General features: G+C 55.1%; 11 protein-coding genes. 1 reads left to right on the forward strand and 10 read right to left on the reverse strand.

Going from position 1 to position 16,923, the window contains the following annotated elements:
* Positions 1–11 precede the first annotated feature (11 nt).
* The 9 genes from gltB to D8779_RS05155 all read right to left on the reverse strand — a co-directional run bounded on the left by gltB (position 12) and on the right by D8779_RS05155 (position 12,878).
* Positions 12–4,460: a glutamate synthase large subunit gene (gltB, locus tag D8779_RS05115; protein ID WP_136663366.1), complete on the reverse strand. Its 4,449-nt coding sequence runs from the start codon at positions 4,458–4,460 to the stop codon at positions 12–14.
* Positions 4,461–4,700: 240 nt separating this feature from the next.
* Positions 4,701–6,275 carry an SPOR domain-containing protein gene (locus D8779_RS05120; RefSeq protein ID WP_136663367.1) on the reverse strand — a complete coding sequence of 525 codons (1,575 nt, stop codon included), beginning with the start codon at positions 6,273–6,275 and terminating at the stop codon, positions 4,701–4,703.
* Between the two features lie 10 nt (positions 6,276–6,285).
* Positions 6,286–7,389 carry a 3-dehydroquinate synthase gene (gene aroB, locus D8779_RS05125; protein WP_136663368.1) on the reverse strand — a complete coding sequence of 368 codons (1,104 nt, stop codon included), beginning with the start codon at positions 7,387–7,389 and terminating at the stop codon, positions 6,286–6,288.
* A 51-nt stretch (positions 7,390–7,440) separates the two neighbouring features.
* Positions 7,441–7,959, reverse strand: a complete 519-nt coding sequence (gene aroK / locus D8779_RS05130) for a shikimate kinase AroK (RefSeq protein WP_136663369.1) — start codon at positions 7,957–7,959, stop codon at positions 7,441–7,443.
* Between the two features lie 4 nt (positions 7,960–7,963).
* Positions 7,964–10,048, reverse strand: a complete 2,085-nt coding sequence (locus D8779_RS05135) for a type IV pilus secretin PilQ (protein ID WP_136664432.1) — start codon at positions 10,046–10,048, stop codon at positions 7,964–7,966.
* Positions 10,049–10,103: 55 nt separating this feature from the next.
* Positions 10,104–10,625 carry a type 4a pilus biogenesis lipoprotein PilP gene (gene pilP / locus D8779_RS05140; protein ID WP_136663370.1) on the reverse strand — a complete coding sequence of 174 codons (522 nt, stop codon included), beginning with the start codon at positions 10,623–10,625 and terminating at the stop codon, positions 10,104–10,106.
* The gene (gene pilO / locus D8779_RS05145) at positions 10,625–11,245 is read right to left on the reverse strand and encodes a type 4a pilus biogenesis protein PilO (protein WP_136663371.1); all 621 of its coding nucleotides are present in this window, start codon (positions 11,243–11,245) and stop codon (positions 10,625–10,627) included. The genes pilP and pilO overlap by 1 nt, the downstream gene beginning before the upstream one ends.
* Entirely contained in the window at positions 11,245–11,814 is a 570-nt protein-coding gene (locus D8779_RS05150) for a PilN domain-containing protein (RefSeq protein ID WP_136663372.1), read from the reverse strand. Before D8779_RS05150 ends, pilO begins: the two co-directional genes overlap by 1 nt.
* The gene (locus D8779_RS05155; protein WP_136663373.1) at positions 11,814–12,878 is read right to left on the reverse strand and encodes a pilus assembly protein PilM; all 1,065 of its coding nucleotides are present in this window, start codon (positions 12,876–12,878) and stop codon (positions 11,814–11,816) included. Before D8779_RS05155 ends, D8779_RS05150 begins: the two co-directional genes overlap by 1 nt.
* A 184-nt stretch (positions 12,879–13,062) precedes the next feature.
* On the opposite strand from D8779_RS05155, the gene D8779_RS05160 reads away from it, so the two are divergent.
* On the forward strand, positions 13,063–15,477 hold the full coding sequence (locus tag D8779_RS05160; RefSeq protein ID WP_405119177.1) for a penicillin-binding protein 1A: 2,415 nt from the start codon (positions 13,063–13,065) through the stop codon (positions 15,475–15,477).
* 93 nt (positions 15,478–15,570) lie between these two features.
* On the opposite strand, the gene D8779_RS05165 is transcribed toward D8779_RS05160, so the two are convergent.
* A complete protein-coding gene (locus D8779_RS05165) occupies positions 15,571–16,839 on the reverse strand; it encodes a malic enzyme-like NAD(P)-binding protein (RefSeq protein ID WP_136663375.1) in 1,269 nt (422 codons plus the stop codon).
* Positions 16,840–16,923 lie beyond the last annotated feature (84 nt).

Here is a 16,923-nt window from a genome sequence, read left to right on the forward strand (position 1 = left end):
CAGGCGCATTCTTACTGCGGGTTGGCACGGGTGCTGGAGAGCAACGACTTCAGGCTTGCCGCCTTCGGTTTGACCAGCCAGAACTTGCGCAGGTAATCGTCTAGGTTTTCCAGCAGGTACGCGCCCCACTCACTCGATGTTTCCTGGACGTACTCGACAAGCACGCGCTCCAGGTGGCTACGGTAGGCCTCCATCGACTCATTGTTGATCCGCTGAATTTCCACCAGCTCATGGTTTACGCGGTCGTAGAAGCTGTTGTCCAGATCCAGGACGTAGGCGAAACCACCGGTCATACCGGAGCCAAAGTTGTAGCCGGTTTTGCCCAATACGCAGACAAAACCACCGGTCATGTATTCGCAGCAATGGTCGCCCGTGCCTTCCACAACGGTGTGGGCACCGGAGTTACGCACGGCGAAGCGCTCACCCGCAGTACCGGCGGCAAACAATTTACCGCCTGTGGCACCGTACAAGCAGGTGTTGCCGATAATGGCGCTATCCTGGGTCTTGAACGGGCTGCCCTGCGGCGGGGTGACCACCAGCTTACCGCCGGTCATGCCTTTGCCGACGTAGTCGTTGGCATCGCCTTGCAGATAAAGGTTCAAACCGCCGGCGTTCCACACGCCGAAGCTCTGACCCGCAGTGCCTTTAAAGCGGAAGGTAATCGGCGCCTTGGCCATGCCTTGGTTGCCATGCACGCGGGCGATTTCGCCGGAGACACGGGCACCAATGGAACGGTCACAGTTGCAAATATCCAGCTCGAACTCAGCGCCGCTGGCCGCGTCGATAGCCGGCTTGGCCAACTCAACCATCTTCTCGGCCAGCAGGCCTTTGTCGAATGGTGGGTTGCGCTCAACCTGGCAGAACTGTGGTTTGTCTGCCGGAATGTGATCGCTGCCGAGCAACGGGGTCAGATCCAGATGGTTCTGCTTGGCAGTTTCGCCTGGGAGCATTTCCAACAAATCGGTACGCCCGATCAGCTCTTCCAGGCTCCGCACGCCTAGCTTAGCCAGCCACTCACGGGTTTCTTCGGCGACGTAGGTGAAGAAGTTCATCACCATTTCTACGGTGCCGATGAAGTGATCCTTGCGCAGCTTGTCGTTCTGCGTCGCCACACCGGTGGCGCAGTTGTTCAGGTGACAGATGCGCAGGTATTTACAACCCAGCGCGATCATCGGCGCCGTACCGAAGCCGAAGCTTTCGGCACCGAGAATGGCCGCTTTAACCACATCGAGGCCGGTTTTCAGGCCGCCGTCGGTCTGCACCCGCACTTTGCCGCGCAGATCGTTACCGCGCAGGGTTTGGTGAGTTTCGGCCAGGCCGAGTTCCCACGGCGCACCGGCGTATTTGATCGAGGTCAACGGCGAAGCACCGGTGCCTCCGTCATAACCGGAGATGGTAATCAGGTCAGCATAAGCCTTGGCCACACCAGCAGCGATGGTGCCAACACCGGCCTCAGCGACCAGCTTGACCGAGACCAGCGCGGATGGATTGACCTGCTTGAGGTCATAGATCAGCTGCGCCAAGTCTTCGATGGAGTAAATATCGTGGTGCGGCGGTGGTGAAATCAGGGTCACGCCAGGCACGGCATAACGCAGCTTGGCGATCAGACCGTTAACCTTGCCGCCAGGCAGCTGCCCGCCCTCACCCGGCTTGGCGCCCTGGGCCACTTTGATTTGCAGCACCTCGGCATTCACCAGGTATTCCGGCGTTACGCCGAAACGACCAGTAGCCACCTGCTTGATTTTCGAGCTGCGCACGGTGCCGTAACGGGCTGGGTCTTCACCGCCCTCACCGGAGTTGGAGCGCGCACCCAAACGGTTCATCGCTTCGGCGATGGCTTCATGGGCCTCAGGCGACAAGGCGCCGAGAGAGATGCCAGCGGAGTCGAAACGCTTGAGAATCTCACCCATCGGCTCAACCTGATCCAGCGCCAAAGGCTGTTCGGCCAGCTTCAGTTGCAGCAAGTCACGCAGCATCGACACCGGACGGGTGTCCACCAACGTGGTGTATTCCTTGAATTTCTCGTAGCTACCTTGCTGCACAGCGGCTTGCAGGGTGTTGACCACATCCGGGTTATAGGCGTGGTACTCGCCACCGTAAACAAACTTGAGCAGGCCGCCCTGCTGGATCGATTTACGCGCGTTCCAGGCTTCACCTGCCAGCAGCTTCTGCTCGGCTTCGATGTCAACGAAGCGCGCGCCCTTGATGCGGCTAGCCACACCACGGAAGCACAGCTCGGTGACGTCATCCGCCAGGCCGACTGCTTCAAACAGCTGCGCACCGCGATAAGACGCCACAGTAGAAATGCCCATCTTCGACAAGATCTTCAGCAGGCCTTTGGAGATGCCTTTGCGGTAGTACTTGAACACTTCATACAGATCGCCCAGCACTTCACCGGTGCGAATCAGATCGCCCAGCACTTCATAAGCCAAGAACGGATAGACCGCCGAAGCACCAAAACCTAACAGCACCGCATAGTGATGCGGGTCGCGGGCGGTAGCAGTCTCGACCAAAATGTTGCAGTCGCAACGCAGGCCTTTTTCAGTCAGGCGGTGGTGAATAGCACCGGTGACCAAGGAGGCGTGAGCCGGTAGTTTGCCTGGGGCAATATGACGGTCAGACAGAACCAGCAGTACCTTGCCGGCGCGCACGGCTTCTTCAGCCTGATCGGCCATGTTGCGCACGGCCGCTTCCAGCCCCATCGACTCGTCATAGTTCATGTCGATCAGCTGGCGCTCAAAACCTGGGCGATCCAGGTTCATCAGGGCGCGCCACTTGGCCGGCGAAATCACCGGGCTGCTGAGGATCACGCGAGCGGCATGCTCAGGCGACTCTTCGAAGATATTGCGCTCGGCACCGAGGCAGATCTCCAGCGACATGACGATGGCTTCGCGCAGCGGATCGATCGGCGGATTGGTGACCTGGGCGAATTGCTGGCGGAAATAGTCGTAAGGCGAACGCACGCGCTGGCTCAATACGGCCATTGGCGTGTCGTCACCCATCGAACCCACGGCTTCCTGGCCCTGTTCGCCGAGCGGACGCAGCACCTGGTCACGCTCCTCGAAGGTGACCTGGTACATCTTCATGTACTGCTTGAGCTGGTTCTGATCGTAGAACGCCGAACCGTGGTCGTTGTCTTCCATGGTCGCCTGAATGCGCGTGGCACTCTTGCGCATCCACTGCTTGTAGGGGTGACGCGACTTCAGGCGATTGTCGATGTCATCGCTACCGAGGATCTGCCCGGTTTCAGTATCCACCGCAAGAATCTGCCCCGGACCAACACGGCCCTTGGCAATCACATCTTCAGGCTGGTAGTTCCACACGCCAATTTCCGAGGCGAGGGTGATGTAGCCGTTCTTGGTGGTGACCCAGCGCGCCGGGCGCAAACCGTTGCGATCGAGCAGGCACACGGCGTGGCGACCATCGGTCAGCACTACACCGGCCGGACCATCCCAGGGCTCCATGTGCATGGAGTTGTACTCATAGAACGCGCGCAGATCGGCGTCCATGGTCTCAACGTTCTGCCAGGCTGGCGGAATGAGCATGCGCACGCCACGGAACAGGTCGATGCCGCCGGTGACCATCAGCTCAAGCATGTTGTCCATGCTCGACGAGTCAGAACCCACGCGATTGACCAGCGGGCCAAGCTCGTCCAAATCGAAGATCTGATCGTTGGCAAACTTCAGGCGACGTGCCTGCGCCCAATTACGGTTACCGGTGATGGTGTTGATTTCACCGTTGTGCGCCAGAAAGCGGAACGGCTGAGCCAGCGGCCACTTCGGCAACGTATTGGTGGAGAAGCGCTGGTGGAATACGCAAATGGCAGTCTGCAAGCGCTCGTCACCCAGATCTGGGTAGAACTGCTGCAGATCGGCCGGCATCATCAGGCCTTTGTAGATGATGGTCTTGTGCGAAAAGCTACAGATGTAGTGATCGCTGTCGGCAGCGTTGGCCACGGATGAGCGGCGACGTGCACTGAACAGCTTGATCGCGAACTCTTGATCGGACAGGCCTTCACCGCCGATAAACACTTGCTCGATCTGCGGCAAGCGCTCAAGGGCAAGGCGCCCAAGCACACTGGTATCGATCGGCACATTGCGCCAGCCGACCAGACTCAGACCCGCAGCCAGAATCTCACGATTCATATTCGCGCGGGCAGCTTCGGCCTTCGCCGGGTCTTGGTTAAGGAACACCATGCCTACGGCGTACTGTTTGGGCAGCTCGACGGCAAAGTGCTGTTGGGCCATGGCCCGCAAGAAAGCATCAGGCTTCTGGATCAGCAGACCACAACCGTCGCCGGTTTTACCGTCGGCGTTAATGCCACCACGGTGGGTCATGCATGTCAGGGCTTCAATCGCGGTCTGCAGCAGGTGATGGCTAGCCTCACCCTGCATATGGGCGATAAGGCCGAAGCCGCAGTTATCCTTGAACTCATCAGGACGGTACAAACCTGCTTTCATAGGAACTCTCACCAGACGGCCTATCACAAGGCAATTACTTTTTAATTCAACCACTTACCGTGCGCGCAGGACTAAGCCCCAGCTTTGCGCAGGCGAAAGGGCAGTCATTGTACATACCCACCTAGGCCGTCACAAATCTAAGTGACGAAACCTTGAAAAGTTATGTCGCGAAAACGAAGGATAAGACCGGAAGGTCGTGGTAGCGACCGACCGGTCAGCGCACGCACTGCAGTGTATCAGCTAGCGTGCTTGAGCAATCTCTTGCTGGATACCAGCAAAGTTTCGCGGCCAGGGTTTGCCCGCCTGCACCTTGGCCGGCAGCGTGCGCAAAGCCGCCTGCGCCGCATCACGCGTCGCAAAACTACCGTAGGTCACCACATACAGCGGTTTACCCTGATGCTGCTTCTTGAAGTAGTGGTATTCCGCACCATTGGCTTTTACAACCGCCTGCGCACCACTTTCCAAACGAGCCCCGAGGATCTGCAGGGTATAGCGCGAGCCTGCCTGAGCGGCATACCAATCACCACCAGCAGCAGGCTTAGTCGCAGCAACCGGCGCCTGCGGCTTTATTGGTGGCGGCATGGCAGCCGTCACCGGCGCAACCGGCTTAACCACGGGCGCTACCGGCGGAACAACTGTCGGAGCCACCTTGACCGGCACAGAAACAACAGGGGCAGCCGGAGCCGGAACCGACGCCACCGGAGTCGACTCAGGGGCGACATCCGCAGCCCCAGCAGCGCCCTCAGTATCAGCCTCTTCCGCACCACTCAACCCGGCAGCCTGCGCCAGAGGCTGGCGAATAACCGGCTGAGCCTCACCCACCAACGGCAATGGCAGCGGTTGGTTTGCACCCTCAAACTGAATGGCAGGCGCAGCAGGAGGCGCGGCCTCTGCACTCACGGCAGGCGGCGCAGCCTCGCCGAGCGGTAACTGCGCCATAACAGGCGCATCAACATCCTCAACCACCCGCCCCTGCATGAACCAGGCAGCCAGAACACCGATAGCAACCACACACAAGGCGAGCAGATGCTTACGCGGCAAGCTAAAAGCAAAACCATTGCGACTCGCAGCGCCGCGCCGCGCCAACATCGCCTCAATCAGCGACTCGCGTGCCACTTGATTGATTACACCCGGCCAACCTGCAGACTGTTCGTGAATGTCCACGATCTGGTCATCACTTAGTACTTCAATGCCCTGCCCTGCACCCTCAAGACGCTGAGCGAGGTACTCGCGTGTTTCATCTTCACCATAGGGCTGCAGCTCGATGACATGGAAACACTCATCACCTGCCGCTACATGCTCAAGACGCGGCAGTAACTGCGAATCCGCAAACAGGAAAACGTGCGGGCGGCCCTCTGCACTCCCAACCGCCAAACTGAGCAGGCTGGTCAGAGCCGCATCACTAAGGTCTTCCGCATCGTCGACCAGGATATAAACCTCCTGCCCGGTTAGCGCCAACTGACCGACCTGCGCCAAAACTGCTGGCAACTCAGGGCGCTGCACCTGCAAACCCTGCGCAACCTGGCGCAAAATACTGGCGGGATCAGAAGCCCCCTTGGCAGATACAACCACACTCTGTACAGCCTGCTTATTTGTACTCGCCACCAACGCCTGACGCAGCAAAGTCTTGCCACTGCCCTCAGGCCCACTGACGACCAACAATAGCTGGCTGTAACGCGCTAGGTGATGCAACTGCCCAAGCACTGGCTTGCGCTGAGCCGGGAAGAACTTGAATCCAGGCACCCTGGCAGCAAAGGGATCATGAGTGAACTGGTAGTGATCGAGAAACGCCTCGTCAGCATGCAAACTTGTCATGGGGCACTCGTTAATTCGTAAGCTGATCCAGCTGCGCCGCATAATCTGCACTCAGCGTGGCATTCAAAATTTCCCGGGGAAAATCGCCGGTCACAACCGCATCCCCCAAACCTCGTAACAAGACCAGCCGCAGCTGGCCATCAAGCACTTTCTTGTCGACCGCCATATGCTGCATAAAATCCTCAGGCGTCATCTCCGCAGGAGGCACAACCGGCAAACCTGCAGCAATAAATAGCTTAACGGCACGCTCCCGCTCAGCCGAGCTAATCCAGCCGAGACGCTCGGACATATCCAAAGCCATGACCGTGCCGGCCGCCACTGCTTCGCCATGCAACCAGGCGCCATACCCCTGATGCGTTTCGATGGCATGGCCGAAGGTGTGCCCAAGATTCAACGTAGCGCGCACCCCCGACTCTCGCTCATCAGCCGCAACAACGCGAGCCTTGGCTGCGCACGAGTGAGCAATAGCCGCAGTCAACGCCTCTTGATCAAGCCCACGCAATGCAGGCATATGCTGCTCAAGCCAAGACAAGAATGGCTCATCGCAGATCAGGCCATACTTGATCACCTCAGCCAAACCAGCAGACAACTCGCGGGCAGGCAAGGTAGCCAATGTAGCCGTATCGATCAGTACTGCTTGCGGCTGATAAAAAGCCCCAACCATATTCTTGCCCAGCGGATGATTGATACCAGTCTTGCCACCGACAGACGAGTCTACCTGCGACAGCAGCGTGGTAGGCACCTGGATAAAGTTCACACCCCGCTGATAACACGACGCTGCAAACCCCGCCATATCGCCGATCACGCCACCGCCCAACGCGATAACAGTCGTCCGCCGGTCATGCCTCGCCCCCAGTAGCCCGTCAAAAACCAGCTGCAGAGTTTCCCAAGTTTTGTAGCTTTCTCCATCAGGTAAGACTATGGATGTAATGGCAAAGCCCGCGAGCGCTCGCTCAAGCACAGCCAGATAGAGGGGAGCCACAGTTTCATTGGTCACAATCGCTACTTGTCGACCCGCCACATGGGCAGCCAGCACACCATCACACGCCAACAGCTCAGCACCGATATAGATCGGGTAACTGCGCTCACCAAGATCGACATGAAGAGTCTGCATAAAGCCCCCTAGTTACAAAGAGGCCTAGGATAGCGCAGATCAGGCTGCGCTTTAACGGGGAGAAAGCGCCTCAAGACGCTCAAGGATTTCTTGCACCACCAGACGCGGCGGACGCTCGTCTGTCTCAACCACTACATCAGCGATTTCACGGTAGAGCGGATCACGAACTGCCAACAGCTCAGCCAGAACCTTACCCGGATCCACCGCACGCAGCAGCGGACGATTGCGATCACGCGAAGTGCGATCCACCTGCTGCTCAACAGACGCATGCAGATAGACCACATGGCCACCACGCCTTAGAGCAACCCGGTTTTCGACGCGCATTACCGCACCGCCACCGGTAGCCAAGACCATACCGTCAACATCGCAAAGCTCTGCGATTACCGCCTGCTCACGCTCACGAAAACCCTGCTCACCTTCAACATCAAAGATCCAGGGAATATCCGCACCTGTGCGCTGCTCAATCTCTTTATCAGAGTCTTTGAACGGCAACCGCAACTCTTTGGCAAGCAAACGCCCGATGGTGCTTTTGCCAGCACCCATCGGGCCAACGAGGATCAGATTGCGCACTGATTCAACGGCTCACCGCGATAGCTTGATTGTTCATGATACGAGGCGTTAGAAATATCAAAAGCTCAGATTTATTATCTGACACAATATCACGTTTGAACATACGGCCTAAGTAGGGCAAGTCACCCAAGAAAGGCACCTTGTCGACGCTCTTGGTTTGTGTATTAGAAAAAACACCGCCGATAACTATAGTCTCACCATCACTAACAAGAACCTTCGCATTTACTTCATTCTTGTTAATCGGAGGGACACCATTTACAGCCCGCCCAAAATCAGGCGCATCTTTAGTAACCTTGACTTCCATAATAATACGATTATCAGGCGTTATCTGGGGAGTAACCTCAAGAGACAAGGCAGCTTCTTTAAACGAAGTTGTACTCGCTCCGCTCGAGCTGGCTTCTTGATAGGGTATTTCTGAACCTTTAAGAATTTTAGCTGTTTCTTTGTCCGACGTGACAACTTTAGGTTGTGATACAACCTCGCCATTACCCGTCTTCTCCATTGCGGAAAGCTCAAGATCCAAAATTGCATTGTCAGTAATGAAACCAATTCCCAGGCCAGAAGTTGCATTCGTGGCGCCAAGATCTACGAAATTACCAAGAACTGATCCCGGATTTTGAACGCCCGCATTCTGCCCATACCCCGGCGCACCAGGGCGCGCCAAACCACTCCCACCAACAACAAAATTAGAATCCCCAACACTGGCACCGCGCCAATTAACCCCAAGCGATTTATCATAATCGACATTAGCTTCAACAATTCTAGCTTCAATCATCACTTGTCGAACCGCGACATCCAACTGCGCCACAATTCGCCGCAACTCATCAAGACGCTCTTGGGTCTGGTACGCAATGATACTGTTTGTTCTATCGTCTACGGTAACTGAGCCACGGGAGTCTGTAGTGCCATCCGCACTGGTAACAGACTGAAAAAGCCGAGCCATATCAGATGCTTTCGCATAATTCACCTGAATAAGCTCACGCCGCAATGGTGCTAACTCAGCAATTTGTTTCTGCGACTCAAGCTCTTGGCGTTCACGCGCCGCTATCTCATCTGCAGGAGCCACAAGAAGTACATTGCCAATTTTTCGCTTATCTAGACCCTTGGTTTTTAAAACCAAGTCCAATGCTTGATCCCAAGGAACGTTCTGCAACCGAAGCGTAATATTACCTGCCACGGTATCGCTAGCAACTAAGTTAAGGTCGGTAAAATCTGCTATTAGCTGCAGAACCGAACGAACATCAATATCTTGAAAATTAAGAGACAACTTCTCGCCCGCATAGGCAAAGCTATCAGCCTTACGCTTTTCAGCCTCTACCTGAGTAAGTGGCTTCACGCTTATGGTTAACTTATTGTCTGTTTGATATGCCAGATAGTCATAAATACCTGACGACTCGATAACAACACTCACCTTATCAGCAGCTCCAGTCGTACTCACATACTGAACTGGAGTAGCAAAGTCTTTCACATCAAGCTTTACACGCAGAGTGTCAGGCAACTGTGTTTTAGAAAAATCCAGTCGGATTTTCCCACCCTGGTCTTGTATGTCCGGACTTACCGAAGCGTCAGACAAGGTAATAACAATATTACCTTCACCCTGCTCTCCTCGCTGAAAATCTATATCATTAATTGACCTGGCTTTAGGTGCATATTTTTTCGCAGGCACCACGGTATTAGCGACAGAAGGCGCAGCAGAAGAAACTCCCTTAGCTCCCTCGCCAACCACCACAAAAAGAACGTTGCCTTCTGCACGAGTGTGGTACGGAGAGAGGCTAGTCAAATTGATTACGAGACGCGTGCGATCTTTGGCCTCAACGACTGTAACGCTGCGCGCATTGCCAATACCAAGCTCTCGATTCTTTGTACCTAACTTATTCGACACCCCTGGCAGATCGAGAGCAATACGTGCCGGCTGCTCAATGGTGTAACCTCTAGGCGCTAGTACAGGCTCATCAAATGTTAGCTTTAACTCAACCCGATCACCTGGCAGAGCCGCAACGTCAATTGCATTTAGATCTGCAGCTGAAGCGAATGGCGAGAGAAACGTAGCCAGGAGAGTAACCGCTAAAAAAGAGGGCGACATATTCATAATCTTAGTCAACTGAGCAGATTGGTTATTCTTTTTCATATTCACTCCGCTCCGATTAAGAGCGCTCCTTGAGGGATAAGCTGCGCGGCCGTTCTAACCAACCACCCTCGCCATCCGGAACGATTTCAATTACATCAATTTTTGATTCATCTATTGCAAGAATTCTGCCGTGATTACGCCCAAGATAATCACCTATGCGCACCCGATGAACACCGCCTGCACCGCTTACTAGCGCAAAAGCACCAGAAGCATTCGCCAAAGTGCCGACCATGGTAAACGCCTCTATATTAAAGCCTTCAAGAAACTGCTTAGTACGAGACTCATCAGGCTTAATATTTTCAGATCCTTTCTGCCGATCTAAAATCTCTAATTTAACCGGCGGTTGAAATGGACTTCTCAATGCAGACGCACTGTAAGTGAAGCTTTCATAAGGCTGAAATTTTGGCAAAGGCTCAATCTCACCTTTGGGTCGAGCACGAACTTCATCCATGTACCCTTGAAGATCTGTAAAGTCACTACCACCACAACCGGATAGCAATAGAACTGACAAGAGGATACTGCGCTTATAAAAAACCATCACTGCCCCCCCTTATCGTTATACCGATATGTCTTGGCCAAGATACTCATACGTAGTTTAGATGAGCTATCGCCACTCGCTGGCACCAGATCAAAGTCATGCAATGTAACGATTCTCGGAAGGCTTGCGACGCCACTAACGAAAGTTGCCAGGTCATGATATGCGCCCACGACCTTAATTTGTATAGGAAGCTCTATGTAGAACTGCTGCGCAGCCTCAGGTAAAAGCTTAATCTCTTCAAACTCCAAACCGCTTCCTAAGCCAGTCCTCGTAATATCTTCCAGCAGGCCAGGCACTTCCGTATCACTTGGCAGCTGCTTCAAAAGCGCCCCAAATGAAACCTCCATCTCTTGCATTTGCTCTTTATAGGCATCGAGATTCGCAGCTTGAAAAGCCTTACTTGAAAACTGCTCTTTGAGGGCAATCTCTTCGGCCTGTTTACTTTCGAGCTGAATTTGTAGGTCTTTAAGATGGAAGTTATAGCCCAGCGCAGCGACGGCCACCAAAAGAAGAGCGCCTGCAATAAATTTAACTGCCGCAGGCCAAGAGCCTACATTATTAAAGTCAAGATCACTCAAATCAATTTGCCGCAGACTCTCTAAGGAATCATTAAGACTCATTACTTAGCCTCCTCTGCTGCGAGCGCTGGCTGGGTCTGCTGCACACTCAATTGAAAAACGTTAGCCTGATCAACCGCACCCGCAGTCACTGACTTGACCTCAGTAAGATTGGGCGCAGCCAACCACTCCGAAGCATCCAAGTTACGCATCAAGTTTGAAACACGATTGTTAGACTCGGCAGCCCCCACAATGGCTATATTTTTCGCAGTCATTTTTACGCCAGTAAAATGAACACCATCAGGCAATGTTCGAACAAGCTGATCAAAGACGCGACCAATAATTGGTCGATTACCCTGAAGATCCTGAATAATCTTCATGCGCTCAAGAAGCTGCTGCTTGCGCGTTTTAAGCTCGCTTATCTCCTTAATACGCGCATCCAGAACAGCGATCTCCTTCTGCACAAACTCATTACGCGCGCTTTGCTGCTCTATTGCTCCATTGAGATATTGATCGCCTAGAAAAACAGCACCCGCCGCAACAATAAAAACACCTGCGAGCGTCACCAGAAAACGCTGCTTGCGCTCTTCGCGTAACTGCTCGCGCCAGGGTAGAAGGTTAATGCGCGCCATTAGTCGAAACTCCTCATCGCCAGACCACAAGCAATCATCAAGGCAGGCGCATCACTGGCGAGCGCGCCGGCGTTGACCTTGCTACTCAGCGCCATCTCAGCGAATGGATTGGCGACCAGCGTCTGGGTGCCTATTTTTTGCTGGATCAAACGATCGAGATCGGGAATTGACGCGGTACCACCTGCCAACAAGATGTAGTCAACATCATTGAACTGGCCTGCGGCGAAGAAGAACTGCAGAGAACGAGCAACCTGCTGAACCACAGCCTCTTTAAATGGCTGCAGTACTTCACTGTCATAATCATCCGGCAATCCGCCTTGCTTCTTGGCAAGACCCGCCTCTTCAACGGACAAACCATAACGTCGCTGGATTTCCTCGGTCAGCTGTTTGCCGCCGAATAGCTGTTCTCGCGTGTAAATGGTGCGGCCATTGTGCAGAACACTGAGGGTGGTCATAGTTGCGCCAATATCAACAACCGCAACGGTCAACTCATCGCGACCGCCGCCGAGCTGATCGATCAGCAAGCCATATGCACGCTCGAGTGCGTACGCCTCAACATCAACCACTTTGGCGGTAAGACCCGCGAGGGCTAACGCGGCCTCACGGACCTCAACGTTTTCTTTGCGGCAAGCGGCAAGCAGCACTTCGACACGATCTGCATTGCGCGCAGACACACCCTGAACCTCAAAGTCGATAGCGACTTCTTCCAGTGGATAAGGAATGTACTGGTCGGCCTCCATCTTCAGCTGATTTTCCAGCTCATCGTCAGAAAGCCCAGCCTCCATTTCGATGGTCTTGGTAATCACAGCCGAACCCGCCACCGCCACCGCCACGGTTTTCACACCGCTTTTGGCTTTGGCGAGCACGCGTGAAAGGGCCTGCCCCACCCCCTCCAACTCGGCGATGTTCTTTTCGACCACCGCGTTTGGTGGGAGCGGCTCGACTGCGTAAGCCTCTACTTTGTAGCGGCTTCCGGAGCGGCTCAATTCGAGGAGCTTGACGGAGGTCGAACTGATATCGATCCCGAGTAGCGTATTCGCTTTCTTATTGAAGAGCCCTAGCACGACCGATTTCCTATTGGCATCCGCGACTTACGGACTATTTATGTTTTTTCACATTAAATAACAGTCTTGACAGAAGCGCAAATGGCTACCCAGCAAAAAAACCGCTTATAATGTGATCAGTTTTTCTCTTTTAACCTTGTGTTTCGCTTAACCCGTTCTTTTATCTGGAAATCCAAAAACCTTGATGCGTCTTCTGCGTTTTTTTTGCTGGTCTTGCCTCGCCGCTTTTTGTGGCCTGGTACTCAGTTTCAGCGGGGCCTTCCTCTATCTTAGCCCTAGCCTCCCATCCGTCGAATCTTTGCGCAGCATTCAGCTGCAGATTCCTTTGCGCGTCTATAGCAGTGACGCCAAGTTAATTGCCGAATTTGGCGAGATGCGCCGTTCGCCCATAGCCTTCGACGATATTCCGCAGGACTTCATCGATGCCTTGTTGTCTGCCGAAGACGATAACTTTGCCAACCATTATGGCGTTGACCTTACCAGCCTGATGCGCGCTGCAACGCAAATCTTGAAAAGCGGGCAGATTCAAACCGGCGGAAGCACCATCACTATGCAGGTGGCGAAGAACTTCTTCCTCACCAATGAGAAGAGTTTCTCTCGTAAGATCAACGAGATACTTCTTGCCCTGCAAATTGAAAGAGAGCTCAGCAAGAACGAAATTCTTGAGCTTTATGTGAATAAAATTTACCTGGGCAATCGCGCTTATGGCATCGAAGCCGCCGCGCAGGTCTATTACGGCAAGTCCATTCGTGAGGCCAGCCTAGCCCAGATGGCCATGATCGCCGGCCTACCCAAAGCCCCCTCCCGCTACAACCCGCTGGTTAACCCAACGCGGTCAATGGAACGCCGTGACTGGATCCTCGGCCGCATGCACAGCCTTGGTCGTATCGATAAACAGCGTTATGAGGAAGCACTGGCCGAGCCAATTAATGTTAGCTACCACGTGCCTACACCTGAGCTGGCCGCCCCCTACATTGCTGAAATGGCGCGAGCGGAAATGGTTGGGCGCTACGGAAGCGAGGCGTATACCGATGGCTTTAACGTGACCACCACGGTGCCCAGCGACCTGCAGCAGGCTGCCAATAGCGCCGTACGCGAAGGCCTGATTACGTACGACCAGCGTCACGGTTATCGCGGCCCGGAAAGCCGCCTGCCTGGAATGACCAAGGAACACTGGCAGACCGAGCTGAGCAAGCAAACGTCTCTCGGCGGCCTGGAACCCGCCATTGTTACAAGCGTTGAGAAAAGCGGCATCTTGGTGCTACTGCGCAACGGTGAAGAGCACGTCGTGGCCTGGGACAGCATGAAATGGGCGCGGCCTTTCCTGAACACCAACAGCCTCGGGCCACGCCCACAGCAGCCTGCTGATGTCAGCCAAATTGGTGACCTGGTCCGCGTTCAGCGTCAGGAAGACGGCAGCCTGCGCTTTGTCCAATTACCCGCCGCGCAGAGTGCACTGGTATCACTAGACCCTAACAGCGGCGCTATTCGCGCCCTTGTCGGCGGATTCTCGTTCGAGCAGAGCAACTACAACCGCGCCGCGCAAGCCAAGCGTCAACCGGGCTCGAGTTTCAAGCCATTCGTTTACAGCGCCGCGCTGGACAAAGGCTACACCGCAGCCACCCTGGTGAATGACGCGCCGATTGTGTTTGCCGATGACGCACTCTCGCAGGTCTGGCGGCCGAAGAATGACAACAACACCTTCCTCGGCCCGATTCGTTTGCGCGAAGCCTTGTACCGCTCCCGCAACTTGGTTTCCATTCGCCTGCTGCAAGACCTCGGCATTGCCAGCACCCTGAACTACATCGAGCGCTTTGGTTTTGAGAAGACGGACCTACCGCCCAACCTGTCCTTGGCTCTAGGCACCGCGAGCCTGACACCGATGGAAATCGCCGAAGGCTGGAGTGTGTTTGCCAGCGGCGGCTACAAGACCGAGCCTTACCTGATTGAACGGATCGAAGACCGTACCGGCAAGCAACTGTTCAACGCCAACCCCGCACAGACGCCAACAGCGATCACTCAGCGCGCGGAACAGAATAGCCCCCTGCAACTGAGCGTTGGTGATCAGCCTTTGCCGCCCGAGCCCGTGCAGGCTGAACAAATCATCGATGGTCGCACCGCTTACATCATGACCAGCATGCTGCAGGATGTAATCAAGCGCGGCACCGGACGCCGCGCCATGGCCTTGGGCCGCGATGACCTGGCGGGCAAAACCGGCACCACTAACGAGTCAAAAGACAGCTGGTTCTCCGGTTATAACGCGGATTACATCACCACGGTCTGGGCGGGGTTCGACCAACCGGAAAGCCTTGGTCGTAATGAATATGGCGGCACCGTGGCACTGCCGATCTGGATGAGTTATATGGCGGCAGCGCTAAAGGACAAGCCCAGCCACGTGCTACCAGAACCTGAAGGCATACTGACCCTGCGCATCGATCCACACAGCGGCAGAGCGGCCTCGCCGGATACCCCTGCGGCCTATTTCGAGCTATTTAAAAGTGAGGACTCGCCACCACCGATGGGCGAGTTTGAGCCAGGCATGTACATCCCTGGCAGCCCATTGCCCGCCGATGAGGCCGCGCCGATCGATCTGTTCTAAATGATTCAACACGCGCAGTGGTAACTGAATACCGAAATAGCGCCAATAAAAAACCCGCCATAGCGGGTTTTTTATTGCTCGTTAACCGAGCGCTTAGCCGTTGAACACGTCGTTAACCGACTGCAACGGGTAATGCTTCGGATACGGCAAAGTAGCCACACCGCTCTCGATGGCAGCCTTGGCCACTGCATCGCAGACTACGGTGATTAGACGCGGGTCCATCGGCTTCGGAATGATGTACTCACGACCGAACGACAACGCAATGCCACCGTAGGCATCACAGACTTCCTGCGGTACTGGCAGCTTGGCCAAGTCACGCAGCGCCAGAGCAGCGGCGATTTTCATCTCTTCGTTGATGCGGGTTGCGCGAACGTCCAGAGCACCACGGAAGATGAACGGGAAGCCCAAGACGTTGTTGACCTGGTTCGGGTAGTCGGAACGACCGGTAGCCATGATCACGTCATCACGCACTTCATGGGCCAGTTCCGGCTTGATTTCCGGATCCGGATTGGAGCAGGCAAACACGATTGGGCTCGGCGCCATGCGCTTGAGGTCTGCAGGTGCCAGCAGGTTGGCGCCCGACAGGCCGACGAATACATCCGCACCTTCCAGAGCATCAGACAAGGTGCGCTTGGTGGTTTCGCTGGCGAATACCGCCTTGTACTGGTTCAGGTCGTCGCGGCCGGCATGGATCACGCCTTTGCGATCGATCATAAAGATGTTCTCAACCTTGGCGCCCATGCTCACCAGCAACTTCATGCAGGAGATGGCGGCAGCGCCAGCACCCAAGCAGACGATCTTCGCGTCTGGCAGGGCCTTACCGGCGATTTCCAGCGCATTGAGCATGCCGGCCGCAGTCACGATAGCGGTGCCGTGCTGGTCATCGTGGAACACTGGAATGTCGCACTGTTCGATCAGCGTGCGTTCGATTTCAAAGCACTCAGGCGCCTTGATGTCTTCCAGATTGATGCCGCCGAAGGTGATCGAGATGCGGCGTACGGTGTCGATAAAGGCCTGCGGGCTCTCGGACTCGACTTCGATATCAAATACGTCGATACCAGCAAAGCGCTTGAACAGCACGCCCTTCCCTTCCATCACCGGCTTGGAAGCCAACGGGCCGAGATCGCCGAGACCGAGAATTGCGGTGCCGTCGGAAATGACCGCCACCAGATTGCCTTTGCCGGTGTAGCGATAGGCCAACTCCGGATCACGCGCGATTTCGCGCACAGGCTCAGCGACACCCGGGCTGTAGGCCAGGGACAGATCGCGTGCGGTTGCGGTGGGCTTGGTGAGCTCGACACTCAGCTTACCCGGACGGGGATGGGCGTGATATTCGAGAGCGGCTGTTTTCAAATCAGACATGGGGGCATTTCCGCTTTGGGCTGTTTAACAGGCAGGCGGCCGAGGATACGCAAGTTGTATACAGCTGCACAAGACTGGCAAGTC

This window comes from Pseudomonas leptonychotis (assembly GCF_004920405.1).
GTDB lineage: Bacteria > Pseudomonadota > Gammaproteobacteria > Pseudomonadales > Pseudomonadaceae > Aquipseudomonas > Aquipseudomonas leptonychotis.

Excerpts from the sequence above, each read along its gene's own strand:
- gltB (WP_136663366.1), bottom strand. The coding sequence starts at position 4,460 with ATGAAAGCAGGTTTGTACCGTCCTGATGAGTTCAAGGATAACTGCGGC.
- D8779_RS05120 (WP_136663367.1), bottom strand. The coding sequence starts at position 6,275 with ATGACAAGTTTGCATGCTGACGAGGCGTTTCTCGATCACTACCAGTTC.
- aroB (WP_136663368.1), bottom strand. The coding sequence starts at position 7,389 with ATGCAGACTCTTCATGTCGATCTTGGTGAGCGCAGTTACCCGATCTAT.
- D8779_RS05135 (WP_136664432.1), bottom strand. The coding sequence starts at position 10,048 with ATGAATATGTCGCCCTCTTTTTTAGCGGTTACTCTCCTGGCTACGTTT.
- pilP (WP_136663370.1), bottom strand. The coding sequence starts at position 10,625 with ATGGTTTTTTATAAGCGCAGTATCCTCTTGTCAGTTCTATTGCTATCC.
- pilO (WP_136663371.1), bottom strand. The coding sequence starts at position 11,245 with ATGAGTCTTAATGATTCCTTAGAGAGTCTGCGGCAAATTGATTTGAGT.
- D8779_RS05150 (WP_136663372.1), bottom strand. The coding sequence starts at position 11,814 with ATGGCGCGCATTAACCTTCTACCCTGGCGCGAGCAGTTACGCGAAGAG.
- D8779_RS05160 (WP_405119177.1), top strand. The coding sequence starts at position 13,063 with ATGCGTCTTCTGCGTTTTTTTTGCTGGTCTTGCCTCGCCGCTTTTTGT.
- D8779_RS05165 (WP_136663375.1), bottom strand. The coding sequence starts at position 16,839 with ATGTCTGATTTGAAAACAGCCGCTCTCGAATATCACGCCCATCCCCGT.